At 60.8% G+C, this 17,426-nt stretch carries 5 protein-coding genes and 3 pseudogenes; 3 read left to right on the top strand and 5 right to left on the bottom strand.

The features are described 5' to 3' along the window. Nucleotides 1–15: 15 nt before the first annotated feature. On the top strand, nt 16–8,718 hold the full coding sequence (locus tag ACFXS9_RS01120) for a cadherin domain-containing protein (protein ID WP_392684184.1): 8,703 nt from the start codon (nt 16–18) through the stop codon (nt 8,716–8,718). A gap of 647 nt (nt 8,719–9,365) precedes the next feature. On the opposite strand, the gene ACFXS9_RS01115 is transcribed toward ACFXS9_RS01120, so the two are convergent. Continuing rightward, nucleotides 9,366–10,364 (bottom strand): alpha/beta fold hydrolase, encoded by a 999-nt coding sequence (locus ACFXS9_RS01115; protein ID WP_392684182.1) that lies wholly within the window; start codon nt 10,362–10,364, stop codon nt 9,366–9,368. Nucleotides 10,365–10,529: 165 nt separating this feature from the next. On the opposite strand from ACFXS9_RS01115, the gene ACFXS9_RS01110 reads away from it, so the two are divergent. Beyond that, nucleotides 10,530–10,820: a hypothetical protein gene (locus ACFXS9_RS01110; RefSeq protein ID WP_392684179.1), complete on the top strand. Its 291-nt coding sequence runs from the start codon at nt 10,530–10,532 to the stop codon at nt 10,818–10,820. Nucleotides 10,821–11,197: 377 nt separating this feature from the next. Here the strand turns inward: ACFXS9_RS01110 and ACFXS9_RS01105 are convergent, their stop codons facing one another. The 4 genes and pseudogenes from ACFXS9_RS01105 to ACFXS9_RS01090 all read right to left on the bottom strand — a co-directional run. Further along, nucleotides 11,198–11,665, bottom strand: coding sequence for a hypothetical protein (locus ACFXS9_RS01105; protein ID WP_392684177.1), 468 nt, complete (start codon nt 11,663–11,665; stop codon nt 11,198–11,200). Between the two features lie 240 nt (nt 11,666–11,905). Next, nucleotides 11,906–12,083 (bottom strand): annotated as a pseudogene (locus ACFXS9_RS01100) (integrase); the annotation flags it as partial. A gap of 1,538 nt (nt 12,084–13,621) precedes the next feature. After that, nucleotides 13,622–14,065, bottom strand: a pseudogene (locus ACFXS9_RS01095) (hypothetical protein); the annotation flags it as partial. A gap of 45 nt (nt 14,066–14,110) precedes the next feature. Continuing rightward, nucleotides 14,111–14,317 (bottom strand): annotated as a pseudogene (locus ACFXS9_RS01090) (hypothetical protein); the annotation flags it as partial. Nucleotides 14,318–14,896: 579 nt separating this feature from the next. Between ACFXS9_RS01090 and ACFXS9_RS01085 the strand changes: the two are divergent. Then, nucleotides 14,897–16,915, top strand: a complete 2,019-nt coding sequence (locus ACFXS9_RS01085) for a ParB/RepB/Spo0J family partition protein (RefSeq protein WP_392684174.1) — start codon at nt 14,897–14,899, stop codon at nt 16,913–16,915. The last annotated feature ends 511 nt before the right edge of the window (nt 16,916–17,426 follow it).

Raw genomic sequence — 17,426 nt, 5'->3', positions numbered from 1 at the left:
GGTGCGGACACGTTTGTGTATGCCACGGGCGGCGGTGCGGACTTCGTCGGTGACTTTAACCGCAGTCTGGGCGACCGGATCGACGTCAGCGGCGTCAGCGGCATCTACAGCCTGGCAGACATCCAGGCTCACGCCTCGCAACAGGGTTCGAATACCTTGATCGACTTCGGCAACGGCGACACCATTGCGCTTCAGAACATCGCGCCGGAAAGCCTGGTTGCCAGCGACTTCATCTTCGCGGCCAACAGCACGCCGACCGACATTGCGCTGTCCAACACCAGCGTGGCCGAAAACAGCGCGGCCAATACGGTGGTGGGATCGCTGTCGGCGGTCGATCCGGACGCGGGCGATACCGCGAGCTTCACGCTTGTCGACAACGCCAATGGCCTGTTTGCCATCAGCGGCGGCAATCTGGTGGTGGCCGGCGCGCTCGACTACGAGACGGCCCAGTCCCGTCAGGTCACGGTGCGGGTCACGGATTCCGCCAACCACACCTACGACAAGATATTCACCATCGCGGTGACCGACGTTGCCGGCGTAGCGCTGACGGGCGACGAAAACGCTAACACGCTGGTCGGAACGGGCGAGGCGGACACGCTGAACGGGCTTGGCGGCAACGACTGGCTGCAGGGCCTTGGTGACAACGACCCGCTCAATGGCAGTCTCGGCTTCGACCGTGCGGTCTATACGGACGCTACCGGCAGCATCACAGTCAATCTGGCGGCTGGCACGGTTACGGGCGCCGGCGTCGGCAGCGACACGCTGGGCGGCGTCGAGGGTATCGTCGGCAGCGACTTCGCCGACACCTTCAATGCAGCCGGATTCACCGGCTTGACCGGGCTGCCCGGTGTGGCTGCCGGTCAGAACGAGTTCGAAGGCCGCGGCGGTGACGACCTCGTCATCGGACAAACCAACGCCCTGGGTCAATCGGTGACCCGGGTAAACTATCTCAGCGCGACGGGTGCGGTGACGGTGGATATCGCAGCCGGGACGGCAGACGGCGATGCCTCGGTCGGCCACGACACGTTCTCGGGAGTCTCGACGGTCTGGGGCTCTCAACATAATGACACGATCTACGGTAACGACAATGCAGCCGCTACCTATGAGACCTATGAGGGGCGTGGCGGCGACGACTACATTGATGGTCGCGGCGGCTATGACTCGGTGACCTACAACAACGATCCAACGACCACGTCGGGTATCACCGTTCATCTGGCGGCGGGAACGGTGAACGGCGACGCCACCGTCGGTACGGACACCATTCGTAACGTCGAAGCGGCCCGCGGCACGAACTTTGATGACGTGTTCGATGCGACTGGCTATGGCCTTGCCGGTGCTCTCAATGTCAGCACCACCAACGGCAACTTCAACGACTTCGGCGGCGCGGGCGGCAACGATACGATCATCGGCAACGGCAATACCCGCCTCAACTACCAGATTGCGGCTGCAAGTGTCACAGTCGATCTCGAGAACAGCGTGATCGGAACGACCAATGCGGTGACCGTTGCCGGTAGCGCTGTGGGAGCCACTGAAGGGACCGATACCTTTACCGGCGTCAACGCCGCACAAGGTTCAATGTTTGGCGATACGCTGCTGGGAAGCAGCTTTAGCAACTCGCTTATTGGCCTGGGTGGCGACGACTACATCGACGGCCGCGGCGGGTTCGATACCGCGGGCTACAACAGCCTCAGCACCGTCACGGGCGGGATCAGCGTCAATCTTGCGTCCGGTACCGTGACAGGCGATGACTCGGTCGGCACGGATACGCTACGCAACATTGAAGGCGTCCAGGGCACGGGCTTTGCGGACACCTTCAACGCCTCCGGCTACGGCCTTGGAAGTGCTCTCAACATCAGCACCAGCAACGGCAACTTCAACCAGTTCGAGGGACTTGGCGGCGACGATGCCATCACCGGCAACGGCAATACGCGGGTGCTCTACAACAACGCGACGGCTGGGGTGACGATCATGATCGGTGCCGGCGGCGCCGGTTCGGCAACGGGCAATGGCTCGGTCGGCAACGACAGCTTCACCGGCGGCGTCAACAGCGCGATCGGCAGCAACTTTGCCGACGTCTATGACGCGTCCGCCTTCAACGGCGGCTACAATTCGTTCCAGGGCAATGCCGGCGACGACCAGATCACCGGCAACGGCAGCACGCAGGTCCAGTATGGCAATGCCACCTCCGGCGTGACAATCGTGATCGGCGCCGGCGGTGCCGGCTCCGCATCCGGCAATGGCTCGGTCGGCATCGACAACTTCGTCAGCGGCGTCAACAGTGCGATCGGCGGCAACTCGGCCGACAGCTACAATGCCTCCGGCTTTGCTGGGTTCAACTCGTTCCAGGGTCTTGCCGGCAACGACACTGTTACCGGCAATGGCAGCACCCAGATCCAGTACGGCAGCGCGACCAACGGCGTAAACATCAACCTCACATCCGGTATTATCACAGGCGATGGTTCGGTCGGTACCGATACCGTCACCGGCGGCGTCAACAACGTCTTCGGGTCGAACTTCGGCGACACCATCATTGGCGGCAGCAGCAACGATTTCCTGAACGGCGGCACCGGCGGCAACGACACGCTGAACGGCGGCGGGGGAGCGGATAATCTCTTCGGTGGCTTCGGAGCGGACACATTTGTTTACACGGACAGTGGCGGGGCGGACTTCGTCAGCGATTTCAACCGCGGTCAGAGCGACAAGATCGACGTCACTGGCGTCAGCGGCATCTATAGCCTGGCGGACATCCAGTCCCGCGCCTCCACGCAGGGCCCGAACACGCTGATCGACTTCGGCAACGGCGACGCCATTACGCTTCAGAACATCGTGCCGGAAAGCCTCGTTGCCAGCGACTTCATCTTCGCCGCGGCTCCCACCAACAGTGCTCCCACGGATATTGCGCTGTCGAACGCCAGCGTGCCCGAAAACAGCGCGGCCAATACGGTGGTGGGATCGCTGTCGGCGGTTGATCCGGACGCGGGCGATACCGCGAGCTTCACGCTTGTCGACAACGCCAATGGCCTGTTTGCCATCAGCGGCGGCAATCTGGTGGTGGCGGGCGCGCTCGACTATGAGACCGCGACTTCGCACCAGATAATCGTGCGGGTGACCGATTCGGCCAACCACACCTACGACGAGGTGTTCACGATCGGGGTGACCGACGTTACCGGCGTGACGACGGGCGACGACAACGCCAACACGCTGGTGGGAACAGGCGAGGCCGACGCGCTGAACGGGCTTGGCGGCAATGACCGGCTGCAGGGCCTGGCCGACAATGACCAGCTCAACGGCGGCCTCGGCTTTGATCGGGCGATCTATACCGACGCCACCGGCGCCATCACCGTCAATCTGGCGGTCGGCACGGTCACCGGCGCGGGCGTCGGCAGCGACACGCTGACCGGCGTCGAAGGCGTCATCGGCAGCGACTTCGCCGATACCTTCAATGCGGTGGGCTTTATGGGATCGACCGGCAATCCCGGGGTAGCTATCGGCCAGAACGACTTCGAAGGCCGCGGCGGAGACGACCTCATCATCGGCCAAATCAACGCGCTAGGTCAGTCGGTGGCCCGGGTAAGCTATCTCAGCGCGACAGGCGCGGTGACGGTGGATGTCGCCGCCGGGACGGGAGATGGCAATGCCTCGGTCGGCCACGACACCTTCTCGAACGTCGCTGCGGTCTGGGGATCTGCTTCCAACGACACGTTCTACGGCAGCGACAATGCGTTTGGTACTTACGAGGCATATGAGGGTCGCGGCGGCGACGACTACATCGATGGTCGCGGCGGTTATGACACGGTGACCTACAACAACGATCCGACGACCACGTCGGGTATCACCGTTCATCTGGCGGCGGGAACGGTGACTGGCGATGCTACCGTTGGTACCGACACCATTCGTAGCGTTGAAGCGGCGCGCGGCACTAACTTCGATGACGTCTACGATGCGACCGGCTTCGGCAGTGCAGGTGCACTCAACGTCGGGTCGTCCGGGACGTTCAACGACTTCGGCGGCGCGGGTGGTAACGACACGGTCATTGGCAACGGCAATACGCGTCTCAATTACCAGGTTGCGGCTGCCAGTGTCACCGTTGACCTCGAGACAAGCGCCATCGGCACGACCAATGCGGTAACCGTTGTCGGCATCGCTTCGGGCGCGACCGAAGGAACCGACAGCCTGACTGGCGTCAACGCCGCACAAGGTTCGATGTTTGCCGACACGCTGCTGGGAAGCAGCTTCAGCAACACCTTTACTGGCCTTGGCGGCGATGACTATATCGATGGCCGCGGAGGGTTCGATATCGCGGGTTACAACAGCCTCAGCACCGTCACGGGCGGGATCAGCGTCAATCTTGCGTCCGGTACCGTGACAGGCGATGCCTCGGTCGGCACGGATACTCTGCGCAACATTGAAGGCGTCCAGGGCACGGGCTTTGCGGACACCTTCAACGCCTCCGGCTATGGCCTTGGAAGTGCGCTCAACGTCAGCACCAGCAACGGCAACTTCAACCAGTTTGAAGGATTGGGCGGCGACGACAGCATCACCGGCAACGGCAACACGCGGCTGATCTTTACCAACGCGACTGCCGGGGTGACAGTCGATCTTGCCGCCGGCACCGCGACCGGTAATGCCTCGGTCGGCAGCGATAGCTTCACCGGCGTCAACAGCGTCCAGGGCAGCAATTTTGCCGACACCTACAATGCCTCCGGCTTTGTCGGGTTCAACTCATTCACGGGGCTGGGCGGTGACGACACCATCACCGGCAACGGCAACACGCAAATCTTCTTCAACAACGTCACCGGAGGCGTGACCGTTAATCTGGCCACCGGCAACGTCAATGGCGATGCATCAGTCGGTCATGACACCATTACGGGTGGTGTCAACAACGTCCAGGGGACGAACTTCAACGATACGTTGGTTGGCGGCCTTGGTAACGACTCCCTGAGCGGCAACGGCGGCAACGACACGATTCACGGCGGCGGGGGAGCAGACAGTCTCTTCGGCGGCGCCGGTGCGGACACGTTTGTGTATGCCACGGGCGGCGGTGCGGACTTCGTCGGTGACTTTAACCGCAGTCTGGGCGACCGGATCGACGTCAGCGGCGTCAACGGCATCTACAGCCTGGCAGACATCCAGGCTCACGCCTCGCAACAGGGTTCGAATACCTTGATCGACTTCGGCAACGGCGACACCATTACGCTGCAAAACATCACGGTGGGCAGCCTTGTTGCCAGTGACTTCGTCTTTGCCGCACCACCCAATAATAGCACGCCGACCGACATTGCGCTGTCCAACACCAGCGTGGCCGAGAACAGCGCGGCCGCTACGGTGGTGGGTTCGCTGTCGGCGGTCGATCCGGACGCGGGGGATACCGCAAGCTTTACGCTGGTCGATGACGCCAATGGCTTGTTTGGCATCAGTGGCGGCAACCTGGTCGTTGTCGGCGCGCTCGACTACGAGACCGCGACCTCGCACCAGGTGACGGTGCGGGTGACCGATTCCGCCAACCACACCTACGACGAGGTGTTCACGATCGCGGTGACCGACGTTACCGGCGTGACGACGGGCGACGACAACGCCAACACGCTGGTGGGAACAGGCGAGGCCGACACACTGAACGGGCTTGGCGGCAATGACCGGCTGCAGGGATTGGCCGACAATGACGTGCTGGACGGCGGCGCTGGCTTCGACCGCACGGTCTATGCGGATGCCACGGGTGGCATCACAGCCAATCTTGCCGCAGGCACAGTGTCGGGTGCAGGTGTTGGCAATGACACCTTGGTCAATGTGGAGGGCATCGTTGGTAGCGCCTTTGCCGACATACTGAATGCGGCAGGGTTCGCTGGCGATACGGGTATTGCAGGCACCCAAGTGGGCTTTAACGAGATCGAGGGCAGGGGCGGAGATGACACCATTACCAGTGCCCTCAACAGCCAGGGCGCACTGCTGACCCGCATTTCCTATGCCAACGCAACGGGCAGCGTCACTGTCGACCTCAACGCGCACACTGCGACCGGCGCCGATGGTAATGATACCCTCGTCGGTTTGGGATTTGCAGGCGTCATCGGCTCGGGATCTGCCGACCAGCTGCTCGGCAGCAGCAACGGTGCCGGAACGGTTGAGGTATTCGAAGGCCGCGCCGGCGATGATTTCATCGACGGACGAGGCGGCTTCGATCGCGCCGACTATGCACTCGATCCGGCGGCGGTGGGCGGTATCTCCGTCAGTCTGGCCGCGGGAACCGTGACAGGCGATGCCGCCACGGTCGGCACGGATACGCTTCGGTCGATCGAATCCGTCCGCGGTTCGAGTAGCGCCGACAGCTTCGATGCGACCGGCTTCACCAACGTCAGCACCAATGCCGGTTCCAACGGTACCTTTAACGAATTCAACGGCATGGGAGGTAACGACAACACCATCGGTAACGGCAATACGCGGCTGGCCTTCGTCAACGCGACCGGCGCCGTTACCGTGGACTTGCAGACAGGCGCGACGCCCGGCACCGGCACTGCGACCGGTGATGCTTCGACCGGCAGCGACACCTTCAGTGGCGTCAACGCCGTCCAGGCGTCGATGTTCAATGATACCTTGCGCGGCAGCAACGGCACCGTCACCGAGACCTTCATTGGCCTGGCCGGTAACGACTCCATCGATGGTCGCGGTGGTTTCGACGTTGCAAGCTACAACAACATCTACTTCTCGACTGGACCGGTCACCATCGACTTTGCTGCCGGTACAGCCACGGGTGACGCATCGATTGGAAGCGATACGCTACGCTCGATCGAAGGCATCCAGGGCACCAATTTCAACGACGTCTTCGTCGCCACCGGCTTTGGTATCGGCGGAGCCCTCAACGTCGGCAGCATCGGTAACTTCAACCAGTTCGAAGGTATCGGCGGCAACGACACCATCACCGGCAACGGCAACACGCGCATTATCTACAGCAGTGCGGCCGACGCGGTAACGATCAACCTGCAGGCAGGAACGGCCTCCGGCGGCAGCACGATTGGCAACGATACTTTTGTCGGCGTCAACAGCGCGATCGGCAGCAACCACAACGATACCTACAACGCTTCCGGGTTTACCGGGATCACCTCGGCGGGAACGTTCGGCACCTTCAACCTGTTCGAAGGACTTGCCGGCAACGATACCATCACCGGCAACGGCAACACGCGTATCTCCTACTCCCAGGCCGGCGGAGGCGGGGTCAACGTCAATCTCGCGACGGGTGTCGTGAGCGGCGTGGCCGGCGCTGATGTCATCATGGGCGGCGTCAACGGCGTTCAAGGGTCGAACCAAGGCGACATCATCACCGGTAGTTCCAACGATGAGTTTTTCTTCGGTGGCGGCGGCGGCGACAGCATCAATGCTGGTGGCGGCAACGACGGTATTACCGGGCAGGGTGGTAACGACAGCATCGACGGTGAAGCCGGTACCGATATGGTGAGCTTCTCAGGGACTCAATCCCAGTACACGGTTACAACGCCCGGAGCCGTGCAGGTTCTGGACAACAACGCAAATCGCGATGGCACCGACACGCTCACCAACGTCGAAGTGCTGCAGTTCAGCGACGCTATCCTGCTGTTGTCGTCGGGCACAGCAGGAATCCCGATCGACATATCCACCCAACAGCTCGCGGGCGGTGCGTCCGTGATCGGGACCACGGGTGACGACTACCTCCGCGTTGGCGGCAACGTCTTCGGTCGCCAGCTCAATCTGGGCGGCGGGACGGCGGATACGGTCGTCCTGAACAGCAGCAGCTTTGGCAATTTCTTCTCGCTTAGCCTGGTCGGTGTGGAGAACTTGACCGGTAGCAGCAGCGGCGATAACGCCAACTTGAACAACGTCGCCGATGGGCTGGTCGTCGATCTCGGCGATGGAAACGACTCGCTGGTTTTGGCTGCAGGCAGTAGTTCGATTTCGCTATTCAACACGGAAAGCGTGGGCTTTGGCGATTTTGGAGTTACTTCCTCGAACGATACGTTGACTCTGCTGAACACCGTGACCGGCGTATCCGTTAACCTCGGAAACGGTGACAACACACTGAATCTCGCGGCCGGAACAAACTCATTGAATACGGTTTTCAGCGCAAACCACATCAACGGAAGTTCGATCGACGACACGCTGACGATGAGTGGGTTCGTTGGAAGTACCGGTGGCATGGCGATCAATCTGGGATCAGGCAACGACACGTTGAACTTAACCTCGGGTCTGTTCGGCGATGGGGCCAACTCGGTCGACCTCGGTGACGGTACGGACACGCTCAACCTGAGCACCGGACAAGTTTTGACCGTAACCAATGCCGAGACGATCAACGCCAGTGCGGAACAGGACATCCTTGTGATCGGCAACACATCGGGGAATACGACTGTCACGGCCGGTGCGGGCTACGATGGGATTACGGCGAGCGCTGGACATGACAATTTCCGCTTCACGAGCGTCGCCGACTCCGTCGTTGGTGGCCTCGCTGACCAGATTACCAACTTCAATGCCGACGATGATACCTTCACGTTCTCCGGCATCGCTGTTGCCGGAGGTGATATCGAATACGTCGGCAGCGGCGACTTCACCGCTTCGGATCAGGCTTCGGCTCGTCTGTTGGGTAATGGCGTTCTGCAGATCGACATCGACGGTGACGGCGCAATGACATCATCCGACATGGAAATTGGTCTCAATAACCTCACGGGCGTGCTGCACAACTCCAATTTCATCATAACCTAAGGGCGCCGCACCTAGGCGAGGTCGATGTTGCACGCATCGATAAGGGCGCCTGCACGCCGAAACAAATTCTGCGCGCAGGCGCGCGCCGATGTTCAACACTCCACCTTCGCACAACCTTATGATTTCGATCGCGTTCGTTGCGCTTCAGTGCGGTCGTTTCTGGTGCGAAACTGGTGCGGTAGCCTTGGAGGTTGATTATCCTGGATCTCTGTCTGAGACTTCCGCTTTCAGACCAGAACCCCCACTTGCGCCGATGATCCATTGGCGGGCTTTCATCTCAAGCGATTGTTGAACGGCGCCAGGGGTGTCCGCATGCAATTGGAATAAGGCAGGAGAACCCAGAATGATACGCGGGCGCTCAGCTTAGCGCGCGGACCATGGACAATGATGTCTTCCACCAAACCGTCGGCAAATAAAATCCTGCTCGGGATCGGCAGCTTACTCGCGCCGGCGAGGGTGATCCAATAGGCTGCTAGTTCCTGCGGCGGATGTGTCCGGTTGTGGCACCTTTGAGACATGTCCGCCTATCCTCAGAATGTCCGTTCACCCGGGAAGACCGGAAGTCGCCGTGGTCCAGTCAAACCGACGCGATTGAGCCTAAGCTGCCGTTCTAACAGGTGGCTCAAGGAGCGGCCGTCAGCTTGAGCTTAGGCCGCTTGCACAAGCAAATCGGTCACGCGTTCCGGCCCATCAAGCATGGCCATATGGCCGGTGTCGGCAAGTTCGAAAGTCGCCCATGACTTGTCGGCCTTGCATTCGGCTAGGGCTTTGTCCAAGGCGGGGTGCGGAAACCTCGGTGTGCGGATGAAGGTCTTCTTGGCTACCTTCTCGCGCGCGCCAGACAGCTTGATCGCCTGCAGATACGTGCCGATCGGTTGCGGCGTCAATTTTGACCGAACAAACGATTCATCAGGCTCGGCGACGAAGATGGCCGGAACCTTACTGCCGCTTGCGCCGAAGCCCGCTTCGCCCTTCTCCTGCGCCGCCTGTAGCATTTTTCGGAAACCTTCATTTGTCACATCAAGCGGCTTTTGACCATCGATCGGTATAAAGGCGTCTAGCCAAACGGTCGAGGAGACGAGATTGCCGATCGCTTCGAGCGCGCCCGATCCGACAAATCCGCCATAGGAATGAAGCACAAGGCAGACGTCATTGAGGCTTTCCCATTTGATGAGATTGACGACATCCGCGATGTGGGTATCGAGATCGATGTCCTTTCTCAGCAGATGTGAGCGCTCGCCGAGGCCGGTCAGTGTCGGCACAAATACTTTGTGTCCCTTCCCTTCGAGCAGGTCCGCAACTCGGCGCCACGTCCAACTGCCGCAAAATGCGCCGTGAACAAGGACGAAAGTCTTGCGCGCCGACTGCGCGCGGGCCGGGCTGAGGATGCGCGCGGAGGCTGCGATGGATGCGAGACCGCCAGCTGCCGCAGCGCCGCGAAGCAGGCGACGACGAGTAAGTTCACTTTTGGTCATGATGAAACTCCCCCAATCTAAAGCAACGCACGACTGAATGGAGTACAAGCCTTTCGACAGTATAGCGTGGGCCAGACCCTTCAAAGGGGCTTTGACAGAAAATCGCGTCGTCTCGGCTGATGCGTCGCTGCGGATGTCGTCGAATGTCCGGAAGTGGTACTTTTGAAACATGCCGACGGTCCGCGATTATGTCTGCTTGTGGGGTTAGACCGGAAGTGGGCTGCACGAGGTCAAAAGCAACACGAATGACCCATCTCGGAAAATAGGCCCTAGTCCAGCAGCGGCCCAATATGCTTTGATGCCTTGGGGCTCGAACTCAGACGTATGGGTGGCCTCATGTACATGTTCATTCGAAAGTACACCAAGGTTCGTTCGGTTGCGGATGCTGCCCGCCGCGCCAAAAGCGGCATCGGTCAGATCCTAAGGGACTCGCACGGATTCAGATCTTACTATGTACTGGATGGGGGCGAAGGCATCGGTGTCGCTGTGATGATATTCGAGGACCGCGAAAGCGCCAATGCGGCGAACGATAAGGTACTGGAGTTTGTTAAAGCGAGCCTGCTTGACCTTAACCTTGGAGATCCCGAAATCATCGCCGGGGAAGTTTTGGTCAATATAGCTCCATAGGCAGCGGCCATAGCCAACGAAACACAAGCAAACCTATTTAAAAGTCTTATGACAAAGGCCGTCTCAGCGGCCTCTTTCGTCCTCGGTCAACCTGCCCATGTTGCCTGTGGCCCCAGGCCGAAGGAGCGCGATATTTCATGCACGTCCACTGTCACAGCGAGATCGGACCTTTCTTGCGCGGGCGTCTGCCGCCGCTTGTGACCCAGAGCAGAACTCGCACCCCCGCTCTTGCACCCCGCTGAGGAGTGGTCGACGTCGTATCGCAAAAAGACATTCCGAGGTCGCAAAACGTATACTGCACGAGACCGCTCTCGCGGTATCGAGTGCGCCACGGACGGCGTACCCGAACCTGGAACAGCCGTCGGCATGCAGGAAACCTACGACGAAGAAATGGTCCGCATCAACGTCGCGGAGTTGATCTGATACGCCACCGCGGTTTGCGCGAGGTTGATCAGTGTGAGTAGCAAGAACTCGGTATTGTCAAAAATGCCGAGAACCTGGACCTTGGCGGCGCCGAGAGCAAACAGCAATAGCTGAATGATTGCGATCGCTCCCATGAGAAGGACCTCGGTAGTATTGTTTATGCCGGGTTTGGCGACCTTGATCTGCTCGGCCATCGCGACGATGGCGGCGGCGAGCAAGAGGACTTCGACCCATGAGAGCCGGTAACCCAAGACATCGAAGAGAGTTGCCCTCGGATCGGAGAAGACAAACCTCCCGATGACGTACAAGATCAGGATATAGAGAAACCCCGGCACGTAGCGGAGAATGCTTGGCCGTCTGGGGCGGGCTCTGTCCGAGCCGCTTACGACTGCGGCGTTAACATGGTCTGCACCTTCCGCCATCCATTTATTCCTTCTGAAGTCGTTGAACTGTATGGCTCTTACTTAAGAATAACACGCTGGCAACGATTTTATGATGGCAAATGAGTCGGGAATGGCTCAACCAAGCCATTCTCGATACGTCGCACAAGATTACTTTCTGCGACACAGAGATAGTCTGCTCGCGAGCGTGTACGACTTCCGGTGTTGGCACAAACCGGCGGTGAGAAGGCGGGCAGAGCATGTCCGCTCTGCCCGGGCACTTCAGACATCCACTTGTTCCGCTATTACCAGGGCTTCCTCGACCTCAATGCCGAGATATCGGACCGTGCTTTCGATCTTGGCATGCCCAAAGCTGGACGGCCCTGAGATTACCAGTCCGCTGGTAGATTAGGGTAGCCTTCGTTCGCCATAGTGAATGCGTTCCGAACAGCCTTGGGTCCTTGGCGACATCTGTTACCGTTGAACCTCGGACGCTCCGGGAACCGAAGGCAACGTGAGTTGCCGTCAGTGGTCACACTTATTGGAGTTGGAGGATGGTCGATGAAGCTCTTCGAAAGGCGGTCGACACGGCTTGGACCGTCTATCTGGCGACGCATCGCTACGTTGACGTTGCGGACGGTCGACGATGCCTACTGGAGCGCCATTTGCAAGGGAGGTTGGAGGTCAGCCAAAAGCGACTGAAGAACTCACGTGTTCTGGACTCGCCTATCTTGACCGGCTTCCCAAGGACGAATGATGAAGCGGATAGAGTTACTGCTCGGACAGATAACAGCAGGATGCGCGAGACAGGATTGGACGTTGCTCGCCCTTTCGTCGCTGCTTTCAGCGACGCTGGTCTTGGCGATGCAATCCATTAGTAGGTGAGCCTTCGCTCGCGATCTGCCGTGTACGAATTAGGCAACTCACCGGCTCGATCGTGAAGAGCGAGGAATAGGCCGAAGCGCTCAACCAACTCGCGCGATTAGACAGAAGAAAAGTGCGCCAGCGTTTCGAAGAGCTCTTCTGAGCGCACCGGATGGTGCGTGCGTATGAGAGCAATTACCGGCAGGCGGTGCAACCGTGTAAGCGAGGATCGCCCCCTGCGGGAAAACCGACCTCCGGGGCAGACCGTTTGAATGCATTGGCTAGTTACTTGCGCCGGCGCCCGAGCAGAACACCGACCAAGAACGCTACAGCGACTGCGTGTAGGGGCACTTCTTGAGCCCAACGCGCTAAGCGGTCGAGAGGCGCACTTGGGTGCCTGCCTGCTTCGATGGCGTCAGCGATGGACTGAGTGGTTTCCTTGACCGCCTGAGTAGCTGCCTGAACGGCCTCCTTGGCCTGGTCGAGCTTGTTTGGGCCATCAATACCTTCCCCGATCATCTGACTTCTCCACAGCAACGCGGAAGATCGACGCCTGGAACGGACAATCGTTCCCAGACGCCTTGAGGCGAATGAACCTGCTAAATAGCGCACCAGTGGTTTGGGCGACTCACGCTATCCCATTATTTAACCACCTCACTGCACAAAAGGAATGAAATGGTTGCAGCCACCCGTGAACTGCCGACCTCTTGGTTACGCGCTTGAAGTGGACGGCCGACTCAAAGCCGAATTTGCGACCAAAGACGGGGCCAGGGCAGGTGGAGAAGAACTAAAGAAGCGTTTTCCCATGCTTCAGATCAGGATCTATGACGCGCCGACGAATGTGCGCGAGGAAATTTAGTCAAAGCGAATTCTGCTTGTGCGCATCCGCTAGCCGCGGACCGGGTTCTCGTGAACCGAGCCACTGACGCGTCTCGGCCGTCCAGCTTCGATCCCTTGCGCGATACGGTGTCGCTCGCCGGAGGCTCTCGCGTTAGGGGCCGCCGTCATTGAATGCCGGCGCCGCTATCACTGCCCTTCGTCGGCCGCCTTCTCTTGGCCTCCGCTTCGCTTCGGCGTCGAAGGGACGGCGCTGACCAGTCGTATGGCAACTCCGCGCGTGTCAAGGGTGTGCTCCGTCTTCGGTTCGAGGTGGCGTGGCTGGCAGGCTAATTGTAGCGGAGTCGCGCATGGACGCCGGCCTGCTTTGGCGCATTTGCGGCAGCGCAGCCGGCTGGCGAGATCGTGCACGAAGGTGGTCGGCGGGTGCTTCATCGCCGCTAGGTTAACGTCGCTCGGCTTCTTGCAACGCGCGCACCTGATCTCCAGCCAGGGGAAACCTCCATTCACGGCCTGGTCTATGGGCGACGGATCGATCGGTTCGCCGTCGCTCCACATCCGCTCGTTCCAGCTTTCGCAAAGCAGCCGGTCAGCTTGCTGGATCATCGCCTCGCCCTTGGCCCGCATCTCCGCCGATTGGGCGGCCAGGATGTTGGCCATCGCGCGTGCCTTGCCGAGCTCTTTCGTCAGAGCCTTGCGGTCGCCGCCCGACAGGGGCGTGGGGTGATACTTTGGGGCCATCCAGACATTCGGCGCAAAGAGATCTGATCGGCAATCCGGAGCAGGCTACGGCATCCCGAACGCTGGACAGCACCCGTCTTCTTCATGCCAGCCGGTGCGCTGCTGGCAGGTGTTGTCGAGCAGCCGCTGCGCGACGTCCTTCCAGACCGCGTTGCCGCCATACAATCGGACTGCATCGGCCGTCTGGATTTCCACGGTCCGCTCGCAGCGACGGCAGGAGACGCGCAGTACGTGGCGCTGAATCTTGGAAAGTGCCGCACCGGGCTCTCGTGAACCGAGCCGCGCAGCGTCTCGGCCATCCGGCTTTGATCCCTCGCGCGATCATGAGTCGCTCGCCGGAGGCACTCGCCTTCGGGGCCCGCCGTCATTTCATGCCGGCGTCGCTATCACTGCCCCTCTGCTGGTGCCTTTTTAGCCGGTCTCGCGACTGCAGTCGGTCCCGCGTCCCGCCGCGTTCCCGCGTCGGCGCTATGCTGACGCTCCTGCGGCTGCCTCTTTTGTTTTTGTCGGACGTTGGCGACTTCGGTCGCACTGCGCGAGTCCTCCATTGAGAGTCTAAGGGGCGCAGCCCCTCGCGCGCGCCAGGGTAAAGCGCCGGAAAGCGCCGTCGCCGACCCGAGCGGTCTCCCCGGTCTTCCGCGCTTCTCGGATCTCCTCCACGCCCGAACTCGTGGCACCCGCTTGTGCAGACCCGCTCTTCGAGCGGCCCTGTCAGGGCGGGCGATCCCCCTCCGCCCGGGTCGCCCTGGCACTTGCTACCCCGGTCTCGCCGACGGGCAGGGGCGCAGGCGCGGAGTGCGCCTGCACCCATGAAAGCAAAGGAGATTGATCATGTCGGCCAAGCACGTTGAAACCACCCCTGAGAACGGGACCGAAGTTCTCATTCCGCTCAACAAGCTCAAGAAGTCGCCGAAGAATGCGCGCAAGACGCCGCATAGCGAGGCAGCAATTGAGGCCTGTGCGGCGAGCATCGCCGCCAAGGGCATATTGCAAAATCTTGTCGTCGAACCGGAGCTTGATGGCGAAGGGGCCGCGACGGGGTTCTATTTCGTGACCATCGGCGAGGGCAGGCGGCTTGCCCAGCTTCTGCGGGTGAAGCGGAAGGAAATCAAGAAGACCGAGCCGATCCGCTGCATCGTCGACACTGAAAACGATCCGCATGAGATCAGTCTGGACGAGAACGTCACCCGCGAAAACATGCACCCTGCCGACCAGTTCGAGGCCTTCAAGAAGCTCGCCGATGAACGCGGATTCGGTGCGGAAGAAATCGCAGCCCGCTTCGGCGTTACGCCCCATGTGGTGCGGCAGCGCCTGCGGCTGGGCGCGGTTTCTCCAAGACTGATGCAGGTCTATCGCGAGGGCGAATTGACTCTTGAGCAGTTGATGGCCTTTGCCATCACCGCCGATCACGCTCGCCAAGAGGGCGTCTTTGAACGGCTGTCCTACAATCGCGATGCCAGCACCATTCGCCGCCTGCTCACCGAAACCCACGTCCCCGCCACCGATCGCCGCGCGCGGTTTGTCGGGACCGAAGCCTACACCGAGGCGGGTGGCAAGATCCTTCGCGATCTTTTCACGGAGGATCGTGGCGGCTATCTGGAAGACGTGGCCCTGCTTGATCTTCTGGTTACCGCCAAGCTCGGGCGCGAGGCGGACACGTTGCGAGAGGCGGAGGGCTGGAAATGGACGGAAGCCCATCTGGACTTCCCGCACGCCCACGGCATGCGCCGGACTTACCCGCATCCGGTTGATCTTTCAGCAGAGGATCAGGCTGCCCTTGGCGCGGCGAGAGCGGAGTTCGACCGGCTCAGCGAACAATATCAGTCGGCGGAGGAACTTCCCGATGACGTGGATGCGCGGTTCGGCGAACTTGAAGCCGAGATCGGGCGTCTGGAGGGAAGGCGTCAGGCTTACGATCCCGAGCACATCGCGCGCGGTGGTGCGTTCGTCATCCTCAATCATGACGGCACGGTCCGGATCGAACGCGGGTTCATCCGCCCCGGGGACGAACAGTCCCAAGCCCAGACCGAAGAAGCTGGCGACACATCGGGGCCGGATGGTGCCGAGGGTGTCGACGACGGCCAAGCCAGAGAGCCGGGGGAAGGGGAGCAAGAAACCGGCGATGAGGAAGAGGAAGACGGCCCCTTGTCCGACATGCTGGTCCGTGATCTCACCGCGCATCGTACCTTGGGCCTTCGGCTCAATCTGGCTGAGCAGCCGGAGGTCGCCATTATCGCGGCGACCCATGCCCTTTCGGCGCAAATCTTCTATCTCGGCGCGGACGCGCATGTCGCCGGTATCCAGCCGGTCAAGACCGACTTGGCCGCGCATGCCGACGGGATCGAGGATACCCCCACCGGCAAGGCATGGGCAGATCGTCACGCCAATTGGGCCAGGCAGATGCCCCGCGACGTGAGCGGCTTGTGGACATTTTTGGTCGAACTCGATCACGACAGCCGAATGGCGCTATTCGCGCACTGCGTCGCGCTGACCGTCAATGCCGTCAGATTGCCGTGGGACCGCAGGCCCCGGGCGATTGCGACCGCGGATCGTCTGGCGGAAGCCGTATCGCTCGACATGACCGGCTATTGGCGGCCGACCGTGCGGAGCTATCTCGGGCGCGTCACCAAGGCACGCATTCTGGAAGCCGTGCGGGAAGGTGTCAGCGACGAGGCGGCCGAGCGGATGGCCGACATGAAGAAGTTCGACATGGCGGAAGCGGCCGAGCAATTGCTGGTCCCAACGGATTGGCTGCCTGCGTTGCTGAGGACGGCCAAACCCGCCGCAGAGCAGGTCGAAACGCCGACCGATATTGGAAGCCGCGAATCCTACTCGGAGGCCGCCGAGTGAATTCCAGCCGGGGCCGCATTAGCGGCCCCGGCTGATTGCGAAAAATTCGGCCGCGCGCCGGACAGGCGCGCGGCCGATCCAACTGCTTGCAAAGCTGTCACCGGCTAGGATCATCCGAGCAAGTGCGCGCGATTCCTCTTCGACGCCGTTTGTCGCGGAAGCGGGGATGGCCCTATCGCAGGCCGCTCATCCGCGAGGCGAGGTTTTGCCAAGCGTTCCGTTGTCGCAAGATTTCGATTGTCTTTCAACGGAACCTCTCCGGGGCAGCGCCGTCGGTGCCGTGCGATAGAATGCGAAGGTGTTTGCTTGCATTTGCCCCAGCGCGTCGTCGTGGCCGTTAATGCGCGTCTGTCAGCATGTACTCGACCGATCAGGCCGTGACCTTGTGCTGTGGCGATACCGGCAGCCATGGTTGTCTCCGTCAGTTCGTTCATGGTTTGCGTCCACCGCAACCTCGAATGGCTGATCAGGCCCGAGGGGCGGCCAAAAGGCCTCGATCGCCTTCCCGCAA

Origin of the sequence: Bradyrhizobium sp. RDI18, assembly GCF_043203335.1 — a bacterium.
Classification (GTDB): domain Bacteria; phylum Pseudomonadota; class Alphaproteobacteria; order Rhizobiales; family Xanthobacteraceae; genus Bradyrhizobium; species Bradyrhizobium retamae.
The sequence above is the reverse complement of the archived record's forward strand: the minus strand, read 5'-3'. Positions and strand labels throughout refer to the sequence as shown.